Annotated in this window: 16 protein-coding genes; 11 read left to right on the top strand and 5 right to left on the bottom strand. The window is 72.8% G+C overall.

Going from position 1 to position 15369, the window contains the following annotated elements; all coding sequences use genetic code 11:
- Nucleotides 1-23 precede the first annotated feature (23 nt).
- Together OHT74_RS12925 and OHT74_RS12920 are read left to right on the top strand one after the other, a co-directional pair.
- On the top strand, nt 24-1397 hold the full coding sequence (locus OHT74_RS12925; RefSeq protein WP_328620310.1) for an FtsW/RodA/SpoVE family cell cycle protein: 1374 nt from the start codon (nt 24-26) through the stop codon (nt 1395-1397).
- Nucleotides 1394-2872, top strand: coding sequence for a penicillin-binding transpeptidase domain-containing protein (locus tag OHT74_RS12920; RefSeq protein ID WP_328620309.1), 1479 nt, complete (start codon nt 1394-1396; stop codon nt 2870-2872). Before OHT74_RS12925 ends, OHT74_RS12920 begins: the two co-directional genes overlap by 4 nt.
- Nucleotides 2873-2929: 57 nt before the next feature.
- On the opposite strand, the gene OHT74_RS12915 is transcribed toward OHT74_RS12920, so the two are convergent.
- Entirely contained in the window at nt 2930-4102 is a 1173-nt protein-coding gene (locus OHT74_RS12915; RefSeq protein WP_328620308.1) for a ferritin-like domain-containing protein, read from the bottom strand.
- A gap of 169 nt (nt 4103-4271) precedes the next feature.
- Here OHT74_RS12915 and OHT74_RS12910 point away from each other — a divergent pair, with 169 nt between their 5' ends.
- The 3 genes from OHT74_RS12910 to OHT74_RS12900 are packed head-to-tail and all read left to right on the top strand — an operon-like array spanning nt 4272 to nt 6233.
- Nucleotides 4272-5201 carry an AurF N-oxygenase family protein gene (locus OHT74_RS12910; protein WP_266663781.1) on the top strand — a complete coding sequence of 310 codons (930 nt, stop codon included), beginning with the start codon at nt 4272-4274 and terminating at the stop codon, nt 5199-5201.
- 29 nt (nt 5202-5230) lie between these two features.
- Entirely contained in the window at nt 5231-5947 is a 717-nt protein-coding gene (locus OHT74_RS12905; protein WP_266663779.1) for a TetR/AcrR family transcriptional regulator, read from the top strand.
- A 10-nt stretch (nt 5948-5957) separates the two neighbouring features.
- The gene (locus tag OHT74_RS12900; protein WP_328620307.1) at nt 5958-6233 is read left to right on the top strand and encodes a hypothetical protein; all 276 of its coding nucleotides are present in this window, start codon (nt 5958-5960) and stop codon (nt 6231-6233) included.
- Between the two features lie 4 nt (nt 6234-6237).
- On the opposite strand, the gene OHT74_RS12895 is transcribed toward OHT74_RS12900, so the two are convergent.
- Entirely contained in the window at nt 6238-6840 is a 603-nt protein-coding gene (locus OHT74_RS12895) for a hypothetical protein (protein WP_328620306.1), read from the bottom strand.
- Between the two features lie 183 nt (nt 6841-7023).
- On the opposite strand from OHT74_RS12895, the gene OHT74_RS12890 reads away from it, so the two are divergent.
- Nucleotides 7024-7908, top strand: a complete 885-nt coding sequence (locus OHT74_RS12890) for a nuclease-related domain-containing protein (RefSeq protein ID WP_328620305.1) — start codon at nt 7024-7026, stop codon at nt 7906-7908.
- A gap of 90 nt (nt 7909-7998) precedes the next feature.
- Here OHT74_RS12890 and ku read toward each other — a convergent pair whose 3' ends face one another.
- The gene (gene ku, locus OHT74_RS12885) at nt 7999-9102 is read right to left on the bottom strand and encodes a non-homologous end joining protein Ku (protein ID WP_328620304.1); all 1104 of its coding nucleotides are present in this window, start codon (nt 9100-9102) and stop codon (nt 7999-8001) included.
- Between the two features lie 31 nt (nt 9103-9133).
- Between ku and ligD the strand changes: the two genes are divergently transcribed.
- Both ligD and OHT74_RS12875 read left to right on the top strand, forming a co-directional pair.
- Nucleotides 9134-10033 (top strand): non-homologous end-joining DNA ligase, encoded by a 900-nt coding sequence (ligD, locus tag OHT74_RS12880; RefSeq protein ID WP_328620303.1) that lies wholly within the window; start codon nt 9134-9136, stop codon nt 10031-10033.
- Nucleotides 10033-10947: an ATP-dependent DNA ligase gene (locus OHT74_RS12875; RefSeq protein ID WP_328623308.1), complete on the top strand. Its 915-nt coding sequence runs from the start codon at nt 10033-10035 to the stop codon at nt 10945-10947. The genes ligD and OHT74_RS12875 overlap by 1 nt, the downstream gene beginning before the upstream one ends.
- A 41-nt stretch (nt 10948-10988) precedes the next feature.
- Here OHT74_RS12875 and OHT74_RS12870 read toward each other — a convergent pair whose 3' ends face one another.
- Nucleotides 10989-11390 (bottom strand): DUF6479 family protein, encoded by a 402-nt coding sequence (locus OHT74_RS12870; protein WP_266663772.1) that lies wholly within the window; start codon nt 11388-11390, stop codon nt 10989-10991.
- A 143-nt stretch (nt 11391-11533) separates the two neighbouring features.
- Here OHT74_RS12870 and OHT74_RS12865 point away from each other — a divergent pair, with 143 nt between their 5' ends.
- Nucleotides 11534-11857 carry a plasmid stabilization protein gene (locus tag OHT74_RS12865; protein WP_266663771.1) on the top strand — a complete coding sequence of 108 codons (324 nt, stop codon included), beginning with the start codon at nt 11534-11536 and terminating at the stop codon, nt 11855-11857.
- Nucleotides 11858-11892: 35 nt separating this feature from the next.
- On the opposite strand, the gene OHT74_RS12860 is transcribed toward OHT74_RS12865, so the two are convergent.
- Nucleotides 11893-12873, bottom strand: coding sequence for an XdhC family protein (locus OHT74_RS12860; protein ID WP_266997039.1), 981 nt, complete (start codon nt 12871-12873; stop codon nt 11893-11895).
- Nucleotides 12874-13111: 238 nt separating this feature from the next.
- On the opposite strand from OHT74_RS12860, the gene OHT74_RS12855 reads away from it, so the two are divergent.
- Together OHT74_RS12855 and OHT74_RS12850 are read left to right on the top strand one after the other, a co-directional pair.
- Nucleotides 13112-14392, top strand: a complete 1281-nt coding sequence (locus OHT74_RS12855) for an alpha/beta family hydrolase (protein ID WP_328620302.1) — start codon at nt 13112-13114, stop codon at nt 14390-14392.
- Between the two features lie 284 nt (nt 14393-14676).
- Nucleotides 14677-15309 (top strand): hypothetical protein, encoded by a 633-nt coding sequence (locus tag OHT74_RS12850; protein ID WP_328620301.1) that lies wholly within the window; start codon nt 14677-14679, stop codon nt 15307-15309.
- Nucleotides 15310-15369 lie beyond the last annotated feature (60 nt).

Below are 15369 nucleotides of genomic sequence, written 5' to 3'. Positions count from 1 at the left end.
CGTCTGCTTGCTACGTTTCCCGCATGACCGCTCTGACGGCAGAGGTGGCGGAGCCCGCCCCGCCCCCACCCCCCGACGGCTCCGCGTCCAAACGCAGAGGCGTCGAGCTGACGCTCCTCGCCGGGGCCGTCCTCATCTCCGTCCTCGGCCACCACTACGTCGCTCTCGCCACCACCGGCCACACCCCCCGGCCCGCCGGCCACTACGCCGCCGGCCTCGCCGGCGCCGCCCTGATCGCGCACCTCGCCGTCCGCTTCCGGGCCCCGTACGCCGACCCGCTCGTCCTTCCCATCGCCGTCCTGCTCAACGGCCTCGGCCTCGTCCTCATCCAGCGCCTCGACGTCACCACCCCCGCCCATCTCGCCGCCGGGGACCAACTGTGCTGGTCCGCCCTGGGCGTGGCCCTCTTCGTCCTCGTCGTCGTCCTGCTGCGCGACCACCGCGTGCTCCAGAAGTACGCCTACCTCTCCGTGGCCGCCGCCCTCGCGCTGATGCTCGTCCCCGTGTTCTTCCCGGCCGTCAACGGGGCCCACATCTGGATCCGGTTCGCCGGACTCTCCTTCCAGCCGGGCGAGTTCGCCAAGATCCTGCTCGCCGTCTTCTTCGCCGCCTACCTCGCCGCGAACCGCACCGCGCTCGCCCTCACCGGCCGCCGGCTCTTCTGGAAGCTGCGCCTCCTGCCCGGCCGGGTCCTCGGCCCGATCCTCGCGATCTGGCTGCTCAGCGTCGGCGTGCTCGTCCTGGAGCGGGACCTCGGGACCTCGCTGCTCTTCTTCGGCCTCTTCGTCGTCATGCTGTTCACCGCCACCGGCCGGATCGGCTGGATCGCGATCGGGCTGCTGCTGGCCGCCCTGGGCGCGTACGCCGTCGGCACCTTGGAGCCGCACGTGCACAGCCGGGTCGGGGACTGGCTGAACCCCTTCGCCTCCATCGAACGCGGCGAGGGCCCCGGCCAGCTCGCCCAGTCCCTCTTCGCCTTCGGAGCCGGCGGGCTCCTCGGCTCCGGACTCGGCCACGGCCAGTCCTTCCTCATCGGCTTCGCCGCCAAGTCCGACTTCATCCTCGCCACCGCCGGCGAGGAGCTCGGCCTCGTCGGCCTCACCGCGATCCTGCTCCTCTACGGGCTCCTCGTGGACCGCGGATTCCGTGCAGGGCTCGCCCTGCGCGACCCCTTCGGGCGCCTCCTCGCCACAGGGCTCGCCTCGATCGTCGCGCTCCAGGTCTTCGTCATCGCCGGGGGAGTCACCGGGCTGATCCCGCTCACCGGTATGGCCATGCCCTTCCTCGCCCAGGGCGGCTCCTCCGTCGTCACCAACTGGATCATCGTCGCGCTGCTCGTCCGGCTCGGCGACAGCGCCCGCCGGCCCGGCCCCGCCGGAGCGGGGGACGCGGCGTGATCCGGTACATCCGCTGGTGCGCGTACTTCTGCGCGCTGCTGCTCGTCGCCCTGCTCGTCAACGTGGCCCGGGTGCAGGTCTGGGAGGCCGCCGCGTACGGGGCTAACCCGGCCAACAAGCGCCCCGCCATCGAACGCTACGCCCAGCCCCGCGGGGACGTCCTGGTCGACGGCCGGCCCGTCACCGGCTCCCGGGACAGCGGCCAGATGCTGCGCTACGAGCGGACGTACGCGAACGGGCCGCTGTACGCGCCGGTCACCGGGTACTCCTCGCAGACGTACGGGACCAGCCTCCTCGAGCGCGCCGAGGACGCGATCCTCTCGGGCACCGACCCGGGGCTCTCGGCCTTCCCGCTCTGGTACGACCTCGCCCGCGGCCGCCCGGCCGGCGGGAACGCGGCGACCACCGTCCGGGCCGGCCTGCAGCAGGCCGCGTACACCGGGCTGGCGGGCCGGCGCGGCGCGGTGGCCGCGCTCGACCCCGCCACCGGGAAGATCCTCGCGCTGGTCAGCAGCCCCTCGTACGACCCGGCGGCGCTCTCCGGTACCGGCGCGGCGGTCAAGGCGGCCTGGGAGCGGCTGAACGCGGACCCCGCCAGGCCGATGCTGAACCGGGCGCTGCGCGAGACGTACCCGCCGGGCTCCACCTTCAAGATCGTGACGGCGGCCGCGGCCCTGGACGCGGGAGTGGTCACCGATGTGGACGCGCCCACGCAGACCCCCGACCCCTACCCGCTGCCGGGCACCAGCACCCTGCTGCCGAACGCGGGTACCGGCTGCCGCGACGCCTCGATGGCGGAGGCGGTGCAGTGGTCCTGCAACACGGTGATGGCGAAGATCGGGGTCCAGGTCGGGCTGCGCGGGATGGTGGACGCGGCCCGCCGGTTCGGGTTCGACGACGACCGGCTGCGGGTGCCGGCCTGGGTGTCGCGGTCGAACTTCGACACCGACATGAGCCCGGACCAGCTGGCGCTGTCCTCCATCGGGCAGTTCAACACGACGGCGACGCCGCTGCAGATGGCGATGGTCGCCGCGGCCGTCGCGAACGGCGGCGAGCTCAAGTCCCCCTACCTCGTGGACCGGACCACCCAGGACGACGGGGACCAGGTCCGGCGCGGGCAGCAGCGCAGCCTGGGCCGGGCGATGAACCCGGCGACTGCGCTGCGCCTGCAGGAGCTGATGGTGCAGGTGGTGGAGAACGGCACCGGGCCGGGCGCCGCGATCCCGGGCGCGGTGGTCGGCGGCAAGACCGGCACCGCCCAGCACGGCGTCGGCAACGCGGGGACCCCGTACGCCTGGTTCATCGGCTGGGCCAAGGCCGAGGACGCGCCGCTGCCGGGGGTCGCCGTCGCCGTGGTGGTCGAGGACGCGGAGGCGCACCGCGGGGACATCAGCGGCAACGGCGCGGCGGCGCCGATCGCCCGGGCGGTGATGGAGGCCGCGCTGTACGGGCCGCCGCCCCCGTCCGCCCAGTGAAACGCCCTGCGGGGGAGCCGGCGCGTTCCCGCCGGAGCCGTCGGCGTAGCGCCGGCCCTACCGGGCTTCGTTCCCGGTCCCGGTCCCGGTCGCGGCCTCGGTCTCGGCCTCCGCGCCGTCCGCGATGGCCGCCTCGACCTCCGCCACCCGGTCCGCCTCCTGCGCCGCGAACCGTTCGCGGTCCAGGGCCTCGGCGATCTCCTCGTCCTGCGTCATCAGCAGGTCCAGGTTGGAGTTGCCCATCTCGAAGACGCCCATGTCCAGGTAGGCCTTCTGCAGCCGCTCGCCCCACAGCCCGATGTCCTTCACGCACGGCACGATCCGGCTGAACAGCAGCTTCCGGAAGAGGTGCAGGAACTCCGACTGCTCGCTGAACTGCTCGGCCTCCTTGCGCGGGATGCCGAAGTTCTCCAGCACCTCCACCCCGCGCAGCCGGTCCCGCATCAGGTAGCAGCCCTCGATCACGAACTCCTCGCGCTCACGCAGCTCGGCGTCCGTCAACTGCTTGTAGTAGTCGCGCAGCGCCATCCGCCCGAACGCCACGTGCCGGGCCTCGTCCTGCATGACGTACGCCAGGATCTGCTTCGGCAGCGGCTTGTCGGTCGTGTCGCGGATCATCCCGAAGGCGGCCAGCGCCAGCCCCTCGATGAGCACCTGCATGCCCAGGTACGGCATGTCCCAGCGGGAGTCGCGCAGGGTGTCGCCGAGCAGCCCCTGCAGGCTGTCGTTGATCGGGTAGAGCATCCCGACCTTCTCGTGCAGGAAGCGGCCGAAGATCTCGGCGTGCCGGGCCTCGTCCATCGTCTGGGTGGCGGAGTAGAACTTCGCGTCCAGGTCCGGCACCGACTCCACTATCCGCGCCGCGCACACCATCGCACCCTGCTCGCCGTGCAGGAACTGGCTGAAGTTCCAGGCGGTGTAGTGCCGGCGCAGCTCGCCCTTGTCCTTCTCGGTGAGTCTCGACCAGTGCCGGGTGCCGTAGAGGGTCAGCGCCTCGTCCGGGGTGCCGAGCGGGTTGTACGGGTCCACCTCCAGCTCCCAGTCGATGCGCTTGGCGCCGTCCCACTGCTTGTCCTTGCCCTTCTGGTACAGGGCGAGGAGCCGCTCGCGGCCGGCCCCGTTCTTTTGGCCGACGAACATGGCTTCCCAGCTGAAGCGGGCTGCGCCGGAGGCCGGAACCTGCCAGACGTCCGCGCCCGGGTCCTTGGTGTAGAGCTCGTGCGTCGACACTGACGCCCCCTCGGCTCGTGTACTTCCGTACAGGACTGGATGGTTGGCAGCGTCACACGTTGGTAGACGCGGGGTCAACAAGTCGTGCGCAGGGGATTGACGGTCTTGCTGACAAGCAGTCTCATAAGTGATGACCGCCGGTAACCCGATGAGCGAGGTATCCGAAGCCATGACGACCGTGACCGATCGAGGCGCGCTGCAGGACGCGCTCGGCCTCCTCAAGGACCGCGAAGAGATCGCCGCACGACTGCTCGAATCCTCGGCCAAGCACTCCTTCGACCCCGACAAGGAACTCGACTGGGACGCCCCGCCCATCGACGGCACGTACTACTGGCCGCCCGAGCTGCTCTCCCTCTACGACACCCCGCTGTGGAAGAAGATGGGCGAGGAGCAGCGCATCGACCTCTCCCGCCACGAGGCGGCGGCGCTCGGCTCGCTCGGCATCTGGTTCGAGATCATCCTGATGCAGCTGATGGTCCGGCACATCTACGACAAGTCCCTGACCAGCAACCACGTCCGCTACGCACTCACCGAGATAGCCGACGAGTGCCGCCACTCGATGATGTTCGCCCGCATGATCCAGAAGGCCGGCGCCCCCGCCTACCCGGTCTCCCGCCTCAACCACAACCTCGCCCGCATCCTCAAGACCGTCTCCACGACCCCGGGTTCCTTCGCCTGCACCCTGCTCGGCGAGGAGATCCTCGACTGGATGCAGCGCCTCACCTTCCCCGACGAGCGCATCCAGCCCCTCGTACGCGGCGTCACCCGCATCCACGTCATCGAGGAGGCCCGGCACGTCCGCTACGCACGCGAGGAACTGCGCCGCCAGATGCTGACCGCCCCGCGCTGGGAACAGGAGCTCACGCGCATCAGCTGCGGCGAGGCCGCCCGCGTCTTCTCCCTCGCCTTCGTCAACCCCCAGGTCTACGAGAACATCGGTCTCGACCGGCGCGAAGCCGTCGCCCAGGTCCGGGCGAGCGGCCACCGCCGCGAGGTCATGCAGACGGGCGCCAAGCGGCTCACGGACTTCCTCGACGACATCGGCGTGCTGCGCGGGGTCGGCCGCAGGCTCTGGAAGAGCTCGGGACTCCTCGCCTGAACCGGCTGTTTCGGGGCTACCCTGCGGGCATGACGACCGTACGCGCGTACCGCAGGCTGAGCGTCGAGGAGCGGCGGGCCCAGCTCCTCGACGCCGCCTTGTCGCTGTTCGCGCACCGGGCCCCGGAGGAGGTCTCGCTCGACGACGTCGCCGAGGCGGCGGGCGTCTCGCGGCCCCTGGTCTACCGCTACTTCCCGGGCGGCAAGCAGCAGCTGTACGAGGCGGCCCTGCGCTCCGCGGCGGACCTCCTCGAGCAGTGCTTCGCCGAACCGCAGGCCGGCCCCCTGACCCAGCGCCTCTCCCGGGCGCTGGACCGCTACCTGGCCTTCGTGGACGAGCACGACGCAGGCTTCTCGGCGCTCCTCCAGGGCGGCAGCGTCGTCGAGACCTCCCGTACGACGGCGACGGTGGACGGCATCCGCCGGGCGGCGGCGCAGCAGATCCTCTACCACCTGGCGGTCCCGGCCCCCGGCCCGCGGCTGCGGATGATGGTCCGCACCTGGATCACGGCCGTCGAGGCGGCCTCCCTCATCTGGATCGACGAGGGCAAGCAGCCGGACGTCTCGTCCCTGCGCGACTGGCTGGTCGACCAGTTCATAGCCCTGCTGACGGCGACGGCCGCCACCGACCCGGAGACCGCTGCCGCGGCGCGGGCCGCGCTGGCCCTCGAATCGGCGGACGGCCCGGTCGGGGTCCTGGCCCGACGCGTGATCCCCGTGGTCTCCGAGGCCGCCCACCTGCTGTGACACTGGTGGGGTGAGAAGCGAACCCACCCCCTTCGAGGGCGGCCCGATGGACGGCCGGGTCCTCCCGGTCCTCGTCGGCCCCACCGGCCACCCGCCGAAGTGGTACGAGATCCCGGTCCCGTCGGCCGACGGCGGCCCTGCGACGGTCCTGCTGTACGAGCGGGTCCCGTCGGGCTATTCGAAACGGCTGCACCTCCAGAAGGGCTGGAAGTACACGTACGCCCCGTCGGGCCAGAAGCCCAGGGTCCGCTGGCCCTGGACCAAGCAGACCCCGCCGCCGGCCTGACCGGTCAGCCCTCGGTGCGCCCGCGGCGCAGCATGGCGAAGCCGAGCCCGGCGGCGCCCACGGCCGCGATACCGCCGCCCGCGGCGAGCAGCAGCACGCCGTCACCCGGCCCGTCGGCCAGCGTGTCCAGGGTCCCGGAGGCGACCGAGCGGGCGTGCGAAGCCGAGGCCTGGACGACCCGCCCGTCCCGGGTCCCGGTCTTGTACCCGTCGGCGACGGGCGTACCGCCGTCGGCGCCGGTGCCGCCCGTGTCGCCGACCCAGGAGGACAGCCGGCCGTCGGGCCGGAGCGCCACGTGCAGCGGGCCGGAGCCACCGAAGCCGCCGGCGCCGTCACGGCTGGTCAGGGTGGCCGCCCTGGCGCCGTCGGCGGCCAGGATGTCGGCCTGGAAGCCGCCCTTGGCGATGCGGTAGACGTTCGCCTTGGACACGCCGTCCGCGAGGGCGAGGCTCTTGACCAGGGTCCGGGGCGCACCCGCGGAGTGCGCGGCCGAAGCGGCGGGCACCCCTTCGGCGAGGGCGGCCGCGGCGGGCAGCCCGAGGAGGGTCCCGGCGCAGACGGTCACTGCGGCGGCTCGTACGAGAGTGCGGCGGTTGACGGTGCTCACGGGAAATCCTTAAGGTCCGGTCCAGGTCCGACAAACCTAGGAGCCCGCTGTGTCAGTACAGCGATGAGCATGTAACAGGTACCCGGCGGAGTCCCGTAGAAGCTGTTACGTGACCGAGAACTCCACCGGGGGATTGCCGCGAGGCGCCCGGGCTGCTCCCATGTACGGCGGGGGGTGAGGTCCATGCGGGGACTCAAGGTGCTGCCGAGCGGCCGCCCCGGCCGCGGCCGGCTCTACGTCAACCTGCCCGACGGCCAGGCGGTGGCCTGGTACGACCGGCAGACCAACCGGATCAGCGTGCTCGCCGACCAGCACCGCGAGGCGGTCCTGGCGGCCTTGCGCCCGTACCTGGCCGGCCCGTACACGGTCGGCCCGCCGCCGGTGCCCACGCCCGCGGACCTGCGCAGACTCGCCCTCCCGCCGGACGAGGACCTGGCCCCGAACCGCCCCGGCGAAGCCCTGCTGGGCGAGCTGGAACACGGCTCGGCCGGCAGCCGGGCCCGGCACCGGCTCCGCCAGGACCTGGCGGCCCAGCAGCGCATGGGCGACCTGCTGGACTCCCTCGAGCCGGACGGCTGGCGGGTCCTGCACTCCGTGCCGCTCCCGGGCCTGGGCCGCATCGACCACCTGCTCATGGGCCCGGCGGGGATCTTCTGCATCCGTACGCTCCCGGGGCGCAGGCAGCGGGCGGCCGTCGGCGACCTGCTGCTGACGGTGGGCCGCACCGAGCCGCGCCCGGACCCGCGCTGGATCCGCCGTGCCGCCGCCGCGGCCACCCGGGCCCTGGCGGCCCCGGTGCTCCCGGCGCTGGCGCTGGTCGATGCCTCGCGCATCGAGGTGGCCCCGACGGTCCGCGACATCCGCATCCTCGAACCGGCGACGGCCCCGGCGCATCTCGCCGCGGCACCCACCACTCTCAAACCCCCGGACATCGAAGCCCTCTTCACCCAGGCCCGCGCCACCCAGACCTGGCTCCCCCCACACCTCTACGGCCCTTACCGAACCCGCCGCCGCACCGCACCGACGGGCCTGCGCTCCGACCCGAGGCCCCGCAGAAACGGCGCGTAGCGGGGCTCCTCCCAACGGTAGCCCGCGGAGAAACGGCGAAGGGGCGGGGTGGGGAGCAGCGCCGCAGGCTCCCACCCCACCCCACCCCGCTCAGGCCGACGTCCGCTTCCGTGGAGCCGCCTTCTTCGCCGACGCCCCCGCCGCGGTCGACTTCTTCGCCGAAGTCCCGCCCGCGGTCGCCTTCTTTGCCGCAGCCGTCTTCGAAGTGGACTTGGTCGCAGCCGACTTGCGCGCCGCCGTCTTCTTCGTACCCGACGCCGCCTTCTTCGCCGCCGCCGTCGACGCAGTCGACTTCTTCCCGCCCACCGTCTTCGGCGCAGCCGCGGCCGCCGTCTTCCGGCCCCCGCCGCTTCGCCGGATCGGCGTGACCTCCGCCTCCGCGTCCTCGGCTGCTCCCGCCGCCCCTGCCTCCCCCCGGGACGCCTTCGCCGCCCGCACGCTCTTCTCCAGCGCCGCCATCAGGTCGATCACCTTCCCGCCGGCCGGCTCCACCTCCGCCTCCGCCGGAGGCTCGAACGCCCCCTCCGACTTCGCCGAGATCATCGCCTCCACGGCCTCCCGGTACTCGTCCGTCAGCGAGTCCATCTCCACCTCCCCCAATGTCGCCATCAGGGCGTCCGCCAGGTCCAGCTCGGCCTCCCGTACCGACACCTTCCCCTCCGGAGCCACCCCCTCCGGCACCCGGATCTCGTCCGGCCAGAGCAGCCCGTGCATCGCGATCACATCGTCGACGACCCGCAGCATGCCCAGCCGCTCCCGCCCCCGCAGCGCGTACTTGGCGACCGCGACGCGCCGGCTCCGCTTCAGCGCCTCCCGCAGCAGCGTGTACGGCTTCGCCGCCGTCGGCCCGTTCGCCGCGAGGTAGTACGCCGCGTCCATCTGCAGCGGATCGATCTCGTCCGCCGGCACGAACGACACGATCTCGATCGTCTTCGCCGTCGCGATCGGCAGCTGCGCCAGGTCCTCGTCCGTGATCGGGATGAGCGACCCGTCCGCCTCCTCGTACCCCTTGCCGATCTCGGCGGTCGACACCTCCTCCCCGTCCAGCTCGCACACCTTGCGGTAGCGGATCCGCCCGCCGTCGCTCAGGTGGATCTGGCGAAAGGAGATCGAGTGGCTCTCGGTGGCGTTCACGAGCTTGATCGGAATGCTGACCAAGCCGAAGGAGATTGCCCCGTTCCAGATGGATCGCACGGTTCCTCCCGTTTCATGGCAATCTCATCGTATGACGCCGATCACCATGGTGGAGGGGCGTCGCGTCCCGCTCTCCAATCTCCACAAGGTCCTGTACCCCGAGACCGGCTTCACCAAGGGCGAGGTGCTGCACTACTACGCCACCGTCGCGGGTTCGCTGCTGGCCCACATCCACAACCGGCCGGTGTCGTTCCTGCGCTATCCCGACGGACCGGACGGCCAGCTCTTCTTCACCAAGAACCCGCCGCCCGGCACACCCGCCTGGGTGAAAACCACCCCGGTGCCCCGCTCCGAGGACCTCTCCGCCGCACAGGTGGTCATCGCGGACCTGCCCTCCCTCATGTGGGCCGCCAACCTCGTCGTCGAGTTCCACACACCCCAGTGGCCGGCGGGAAGCCCGGCCGTCGCCGACCGGCTGATCATCGACCTCGACCCCGGCGCGCCCGCCACCGTCGTCGAGTGCTGCACCGTCGCGCTGTGGCTGCGCGAACGCCTCGCCGCCGACGGCCTGTCCGCGTACGCCAAGACCTCCGGCTCCAAGGGCATGCACCTGGCCGTGCCCCTGGAGCCGACCCCGTCCGACCGGGTGTCGGCGTACGCGAAGGGCCTCGCCCAGGAGGCCGAGCGCGAGCTCCCCGACCTCGTCCTGCACCGCATGGCCAAGGCCCTGCGCCCCGGCAAGGTCTTCGTCGACCACAGCCAGAACGCCGCCGCCAAGACCACCGCCGCCCCCTACACCCTGCGGGCGCGGGCCCGGCCGACGGTCTCCGCACCCGTGTCCTGGGAGGAGGTCGCGGCCTGCCGCACCCCCTCCGACCTGGTGTTCCTCGCAGACGACATCCCGCCCCGGCTCGAGCGCGACGGGGACCTCTTCGGCCCGCTGACCGACCCCGACCGGGCCCACCGGCTGCCGAGGACGGCCGGGCCGTGATCCGCGTCGCCCTCGCCGCCACCGTCCGCACCCTGCCGCGTGCGGCGGGCCTGGCGTACGAGCCGAAGTTCGACGGCCACCGCCTCGTGGTGGTGCGCACCGCCGAGGACGTCGTACTGCAGGCGCGCTCCGGCCGCATCGTGACCGCCGCCTTCCCCGATCTGGCCGCCGCGGCCCGGCAGTTGCCCGCCGAGACCGTCCTCGACGGAGAGGTGGTGGTCTGGCACGGGGGCCGTACGGACTTCGCGCTCGTCCAGCGGCGGGCGGCGGCCACGGCCGCGCGGGCCGCCGTGCTCGCCCAGAGCCTGCCGGCCTCGTACGCGGCGTTCGACGTGCTGGAACTGGCCGGGCTGGACCTGCGCGGGCGCACGTACGAGCGACGCCGGGCGCTCCTGGTCGACCTGCTGCTCCCGCTGGGCCCGCCGCTGCAGCCGGTCCCGATGACGACCGATCCGGAACTGGCCGCCACCTGGTACGAGACGCTGCCCGCCAGCGGGATCGAGGGCCTGGTCGTCAAACGGCTGGACCAGACGTACCCGGCGGGCCGGCGCGGCTGGCAGAAGCTCCGGCACACGGAGGTGCGGGACGCGGCGGTGGTCGGCTACACCGGTACCCCGCGCCGCCCCCTCGCGCTGGTCCTGGTGCTGCCGGTCGGGGACGAGACCCCGCTGGTGTCGAGCCCGCTGACGGCCGCGCTGCGCGCGGACGTGGCGGCGGCGCTGGCCTCGCGCGAAGCCCCGGCCGCCGGGGCCGGCCGGGCCGGGGCGCCGGCGGGCGGGGCCACGGTGACCGCGATCGGACTCGGCGAGGTCCCGTTCCGCCCGCTCGACCCGCCGCTCACTGCGGAGGTCCGGCACCCGTCGACCGCCCGTCACCCGCCGCCGGAGGTGCTCAGGCTGCGGACGGACCTCTGACGCCTCTGACGCCTCTGACGCCTCGGACACGTCGGACCAGGTCAGGCGTTTCCGCTCGGCTTGTACACCGGAGGCTCACCGTGTGGGGGCTGCTGCGGCCCCGGGTACTGCGGCGGGTTCCGGTACCCGGACTCCCGCTCGGCCCTGACGTCCTCGGGATGGATGGAAGTGGTCGAGCCGAAGTTCCCGTATCCCTGCATCTCGTGCGGGCGCAGCCCGCCCTCGGGGATCTCCACCTGATCGCGTTCCTCGCGCACCTCGTAGACCGCGCCTCCGTCCGGCAGGTGGGGCTGGCTCTCGGCGGTCGGCGGCGGGGGCTCCTTGGCCCGGACCCGCTGGCCCAGCTTGAAGGCGCCGAGCAGGAAGCCGACCACGGCAATCCCGACGACCAGGAACCACGCGATGTGGGCCAGCGTCTGGTCCAGACTCAAGGTCATGTCCATACGTGCTATTTTCCCGCACTGGTTCCGGTTTCACCCGAAAGCCGGGTAGATCCTCCGATTTGCGTACCAGGCGACTACCGTGCCGAATCAGGGGCAGGTGCAGGGGCGACCGCCCCGAGAGGCGCCCCGGAAGGAGCCCGAAAATGCCCCGCGGATCTTCACCCGAACGAGAACGCCAGTACGAGCACATCAAGGAGAGCGCCGAGGAGCGCGGCGAGTCCGAGCAGCGGGCCAAGGAGATCGCCGCCCGGACCGTCAACAAGGAACGGGCCCGGGCCGGCGAGTCCGAGACCGCGAGCAAGCTGTCGCTGGAGGACATGTCCTCCAGTCGGCGCGGCGGACTGCACTCCCACTCCGGCGCGCAGGGGCCGACGTACGAACAGCTCTACGCGGAGGCCAGGCGCCGCAACATCCGCGGCCGCTCCGACATGAACAAGACGCAGCTCAAGCGCGCACTCGGCACCTGAGACCCGGCCGTGCCCCGGGCGGTACGGCCAGGGTTCTAGCGCAGCGGCCCGTCGGAATCCCGCAGCGCCCGGACCTCGTAGCCCCCGAGCACGGCCAGGATCTCCGCACAGATGGCCAGCGCCGTCTCGGCGGGGGTCCGGGCCCCCAGGTCCAGCCCGATCGGCCCGTGCACCCGCGCCAGATCCGCCTCGGACACCCCGGAGGCGATCAGCCCCTCGCGCCGCCGCGCGGTGGTCTTGCGGGACCCGAGGGCGCCGACGTACGGAATCCCGAGCGCGAGCGCGCTGCGTACGGTCGGCACGTCGAACTCCGGGTCGTGGCTCAGCATCACCAGGCAGGCGGCGTCCCGGCGCGCGCCCAGCAGCTTCTCGGCCTCCGCGACCGAGCCGACGAGCCCGGCGCCCCACCCGAGCAGCAGGGCCTGCGCCTCGATGATCTCGGCGAGCTCGCCGCCCCCGCCGATGACGACGTACGGCGCGGAGGGGTACGCCTCCACGAACACCAGCCCGTGCTCCCCGTACAGCGCGTCCCGCCCCGGCCGGCGCGTGGCCAGCAGCTCACCGGCCCGCCGCTCGGCGTCGTTGGAGGGCACGTCCACGGCCCGTACGACCTCGCTCACGGCCTGCTCCGCCTGCTCGTCGAGCCGGGTCACGAGCGCCACCCCGACGCCCTCCCCGAGCAGGTCCCACCACTCGGCGGGCACGGCCGTCAGCGGCTGCAGCAGGATCTCGGCCCGCCCGCCGCAGGTCAGTTTCGCGTCGACCGCCTCGTCGGCCCCCACCGAGACGTCGCACACCCGGGCGGTGGCCCCGGCGGTCATGGCTCCGGCCTCCGCCACCAGCTCGGCGTCGAAGACCCCGCGGTACAGGGCCCCGACGCACTCCCCCCGCGCATCGACGAGCAGGGCCCCGGCGGGATCCCGCGGCCCGAACCCCTGCTCGGCCACCGGCCGGGCCAGGAACCCGGCCCGCCCCTCGGCCACCCACTGCCGCGCCGTCTCCACCAGCTCACGCATCGCGCCGCCCCATCCTCGTCGTCAGAGCCCGCCCCAAAGCACCAGGTCAGCGGCGCAACGCGGCCTCACGGCCAACCTACGCACGCACCCCACCCCTACCCATCCCCCAAAACCCACAGACCCGGACCCACCTCCCTCGTACAGACCACCGGACCGGACCGCCCGTCGCCCGACTTGCACGCGGGCGCCGGGAGGCGTTGTTTCGAAGTACGGCAGAGAACGTTGGGGATGACCCGGAATGCTCTTCACGGACCGCGACGACGCAGGACGACGACTCGGCACGGCGCTGCAGATGTACGCGGCGGACGGGCCCGTCGTCCTGGGGCTGCCCCGGGGCGGGGTCCCGGTGGCCTTCCACGTGGCGCACGCCCTCGGAGCCCCGCTCGACGTGATCGTCGTCCGCAAGCTCGGGGTCCCGTACCAGCCCGAGCTGGCGTTCGGCGCCATCGGCGAAGGCGGCGTACGCGTGATCAGCGACGACATCGTCCGCCGCGGCCGGCTCAGCCCGCAGGACATCGCCTCCGTCGAGCAGGCGGAGCAGGCGGAGCTCACCCGCCGCGCCGCCCGCTACCGTGCGGGACGGCCGCAGCAGGACCTCCACGGCCGGACGGTGATCGTGGTGGACGACGGCATCGCGACCGGCGCCACCGCTGCGGCCGCCTGCCAGGTCGTACGGGCGCAGGGCGCGACCCGGGTCGTCATGGCGGCCCCGGTGGCCCCGCCGGACGCGCTGGCCCGGGTGGCCGCGGTGGCCGACGAGGTGGTCTGCCTCTCCACACCGCCGGGCTTCTCCTCGGTCGGCCAGTGGTACCGGGACTTCTCCCAGACCCCGGACGAGGAGGTCGTCTCCCTCCTCACCCAGGCCGTCCGGCAGCCACCCGCCACGACGGAGGACGTCTCGGTCTCCGCGGCAGGCCTGCACCTCCCCGGCGACCTCACCCTCCCCCCGGCGGCGAGGGCGGTGGTCGTCTTCGCGCACGGCTCGGGCAGCAGCCGCCACAGCCCCCGCAACCGCCAGGTGGCCACGACCCTGAACCGGGCCGGCCTGGGCACCCTGCTGTTCGATCTGCTCACCCCGGCCGAGGAGGCGGACCGCGCCAACGTCTTCGACATCGGGACCCTGGCGACCCGCCTCTCCGAGGCCACCGCCTGGCTCGCAACCCGCACCTCGGCCCCGGTCGCCTACTTCGGCGCGAGCACGGGCGCAGCCGCCGCCCTTGCCGCGGCGGCGTCCCCGGATTCACCCGTCTACGCGGTGGTCTCCCGCGGCGGCCGCCCGGACCTGGCGGGTCATCACCTCGCCGCGGTGCGGGCCCCCACCCTGCTCGTGGTCGGCTCGGAGGACTCCCTCGTCCTCACCCTCAACCGCGAGGCGCAGGCCAGGCTCCGCTGCGAAAACCGCCTGGAAATCGTCCAGGGCGCCACCCACCTCTTCGAGGAACCGGGAGCCCTTCACACGGTGTCCGTCCTCGCCGAGCGGTGGTTCACAACCCACCGGCCGACGGCCCCCATGCGCTGAAAAGCGGCTCGGTGCATTTCCTGCGGCCAAGTGGAATTCACCGGCGGGAATCCGTCTCTTTTACCGGGGGCTTCTTCGAAGTGCAGGCCTCCACGAATGCCGTGCATTGAGGCCGCACGAGTGATCCTCGCCGGGACATGCGCCATCGCGTGATGATTCGATCGCCGAGCGTCAACAATGGCTTCGTTCGTAGCCAGAGGCGAGGTGCCCGCGCATTCACATGAGGCGCACAGACTGAGCGCGCTTGCGGCGGTGACCCCTCCAAGTCCGTGAGGAAGATTCTCTTGAGTCATCGAACGACCCGAACCACGCGCCTGAAGACCGCCACGATGGTCGGTGCCGGCGTGCTCGCCGTCGCGCTCAACGTCGTCCCGACGACGACGGCCATCGCCGACGCGATCCACCGGTCCGGCACCGACACCGCCGTCGCGCTGCCCGGCCCGTCCGGCGTCATGGGCGACGGCGACCACGGCGGCAAGCGCGGTCCGCAGGGCCCCCAGGGCAAGCCGGGCAAGCCGGGCCGGCCGGGGCACGAGGGCCGCGAGGGCCGCGAGGGCCGTCAGGGCCCTCAGGGCTTCCAGGGCACCCAGGGCTTCCAGGGCGACCCGGGCACCCCGGGCACCCCGGGCACCCAGGGCTTCCAGGGCTTCCAGGGCTTCCAGGGCACCCAGGGCTTCCAGGGACAGCAGGGTGAGACGGGCGCGGTGACCACCTACGTCCGCTTCGCCATCGGTGCCCAAGGCACGGCGACCGCCACGTGCGACCCCGGCGACCTCGCCACTGGCGGCGGATTCCAGTCCGACAGCGGCAACGTGCGCTTCAACGGCCCCGTCGGCAGCCCTCCCAACGCGTGGCAGGCCGCAATCACGGCCAACCAGCCGGTCACCGCTTTCGTGGTGTGCGTCGACCAGCCGTAGTTCCCTGTGAGCGGCGGTCAACACCGACTGTCCGCTTCTCCGGAGACGGAACGGCGGCGC

Source organism: Streptomyces sp. NBC_00354, from assembly GCF_036106915.1.
Lineage (GTDB): Bacteria > Actinomycetota > Actinomycetes > Streptomycetales > Streptomycetaceae > Streptomyces.
Note: the sequence above shows the minus strand (reverse complement) of the source record. Positions and strands in the feature narration are given on the sequence as shown.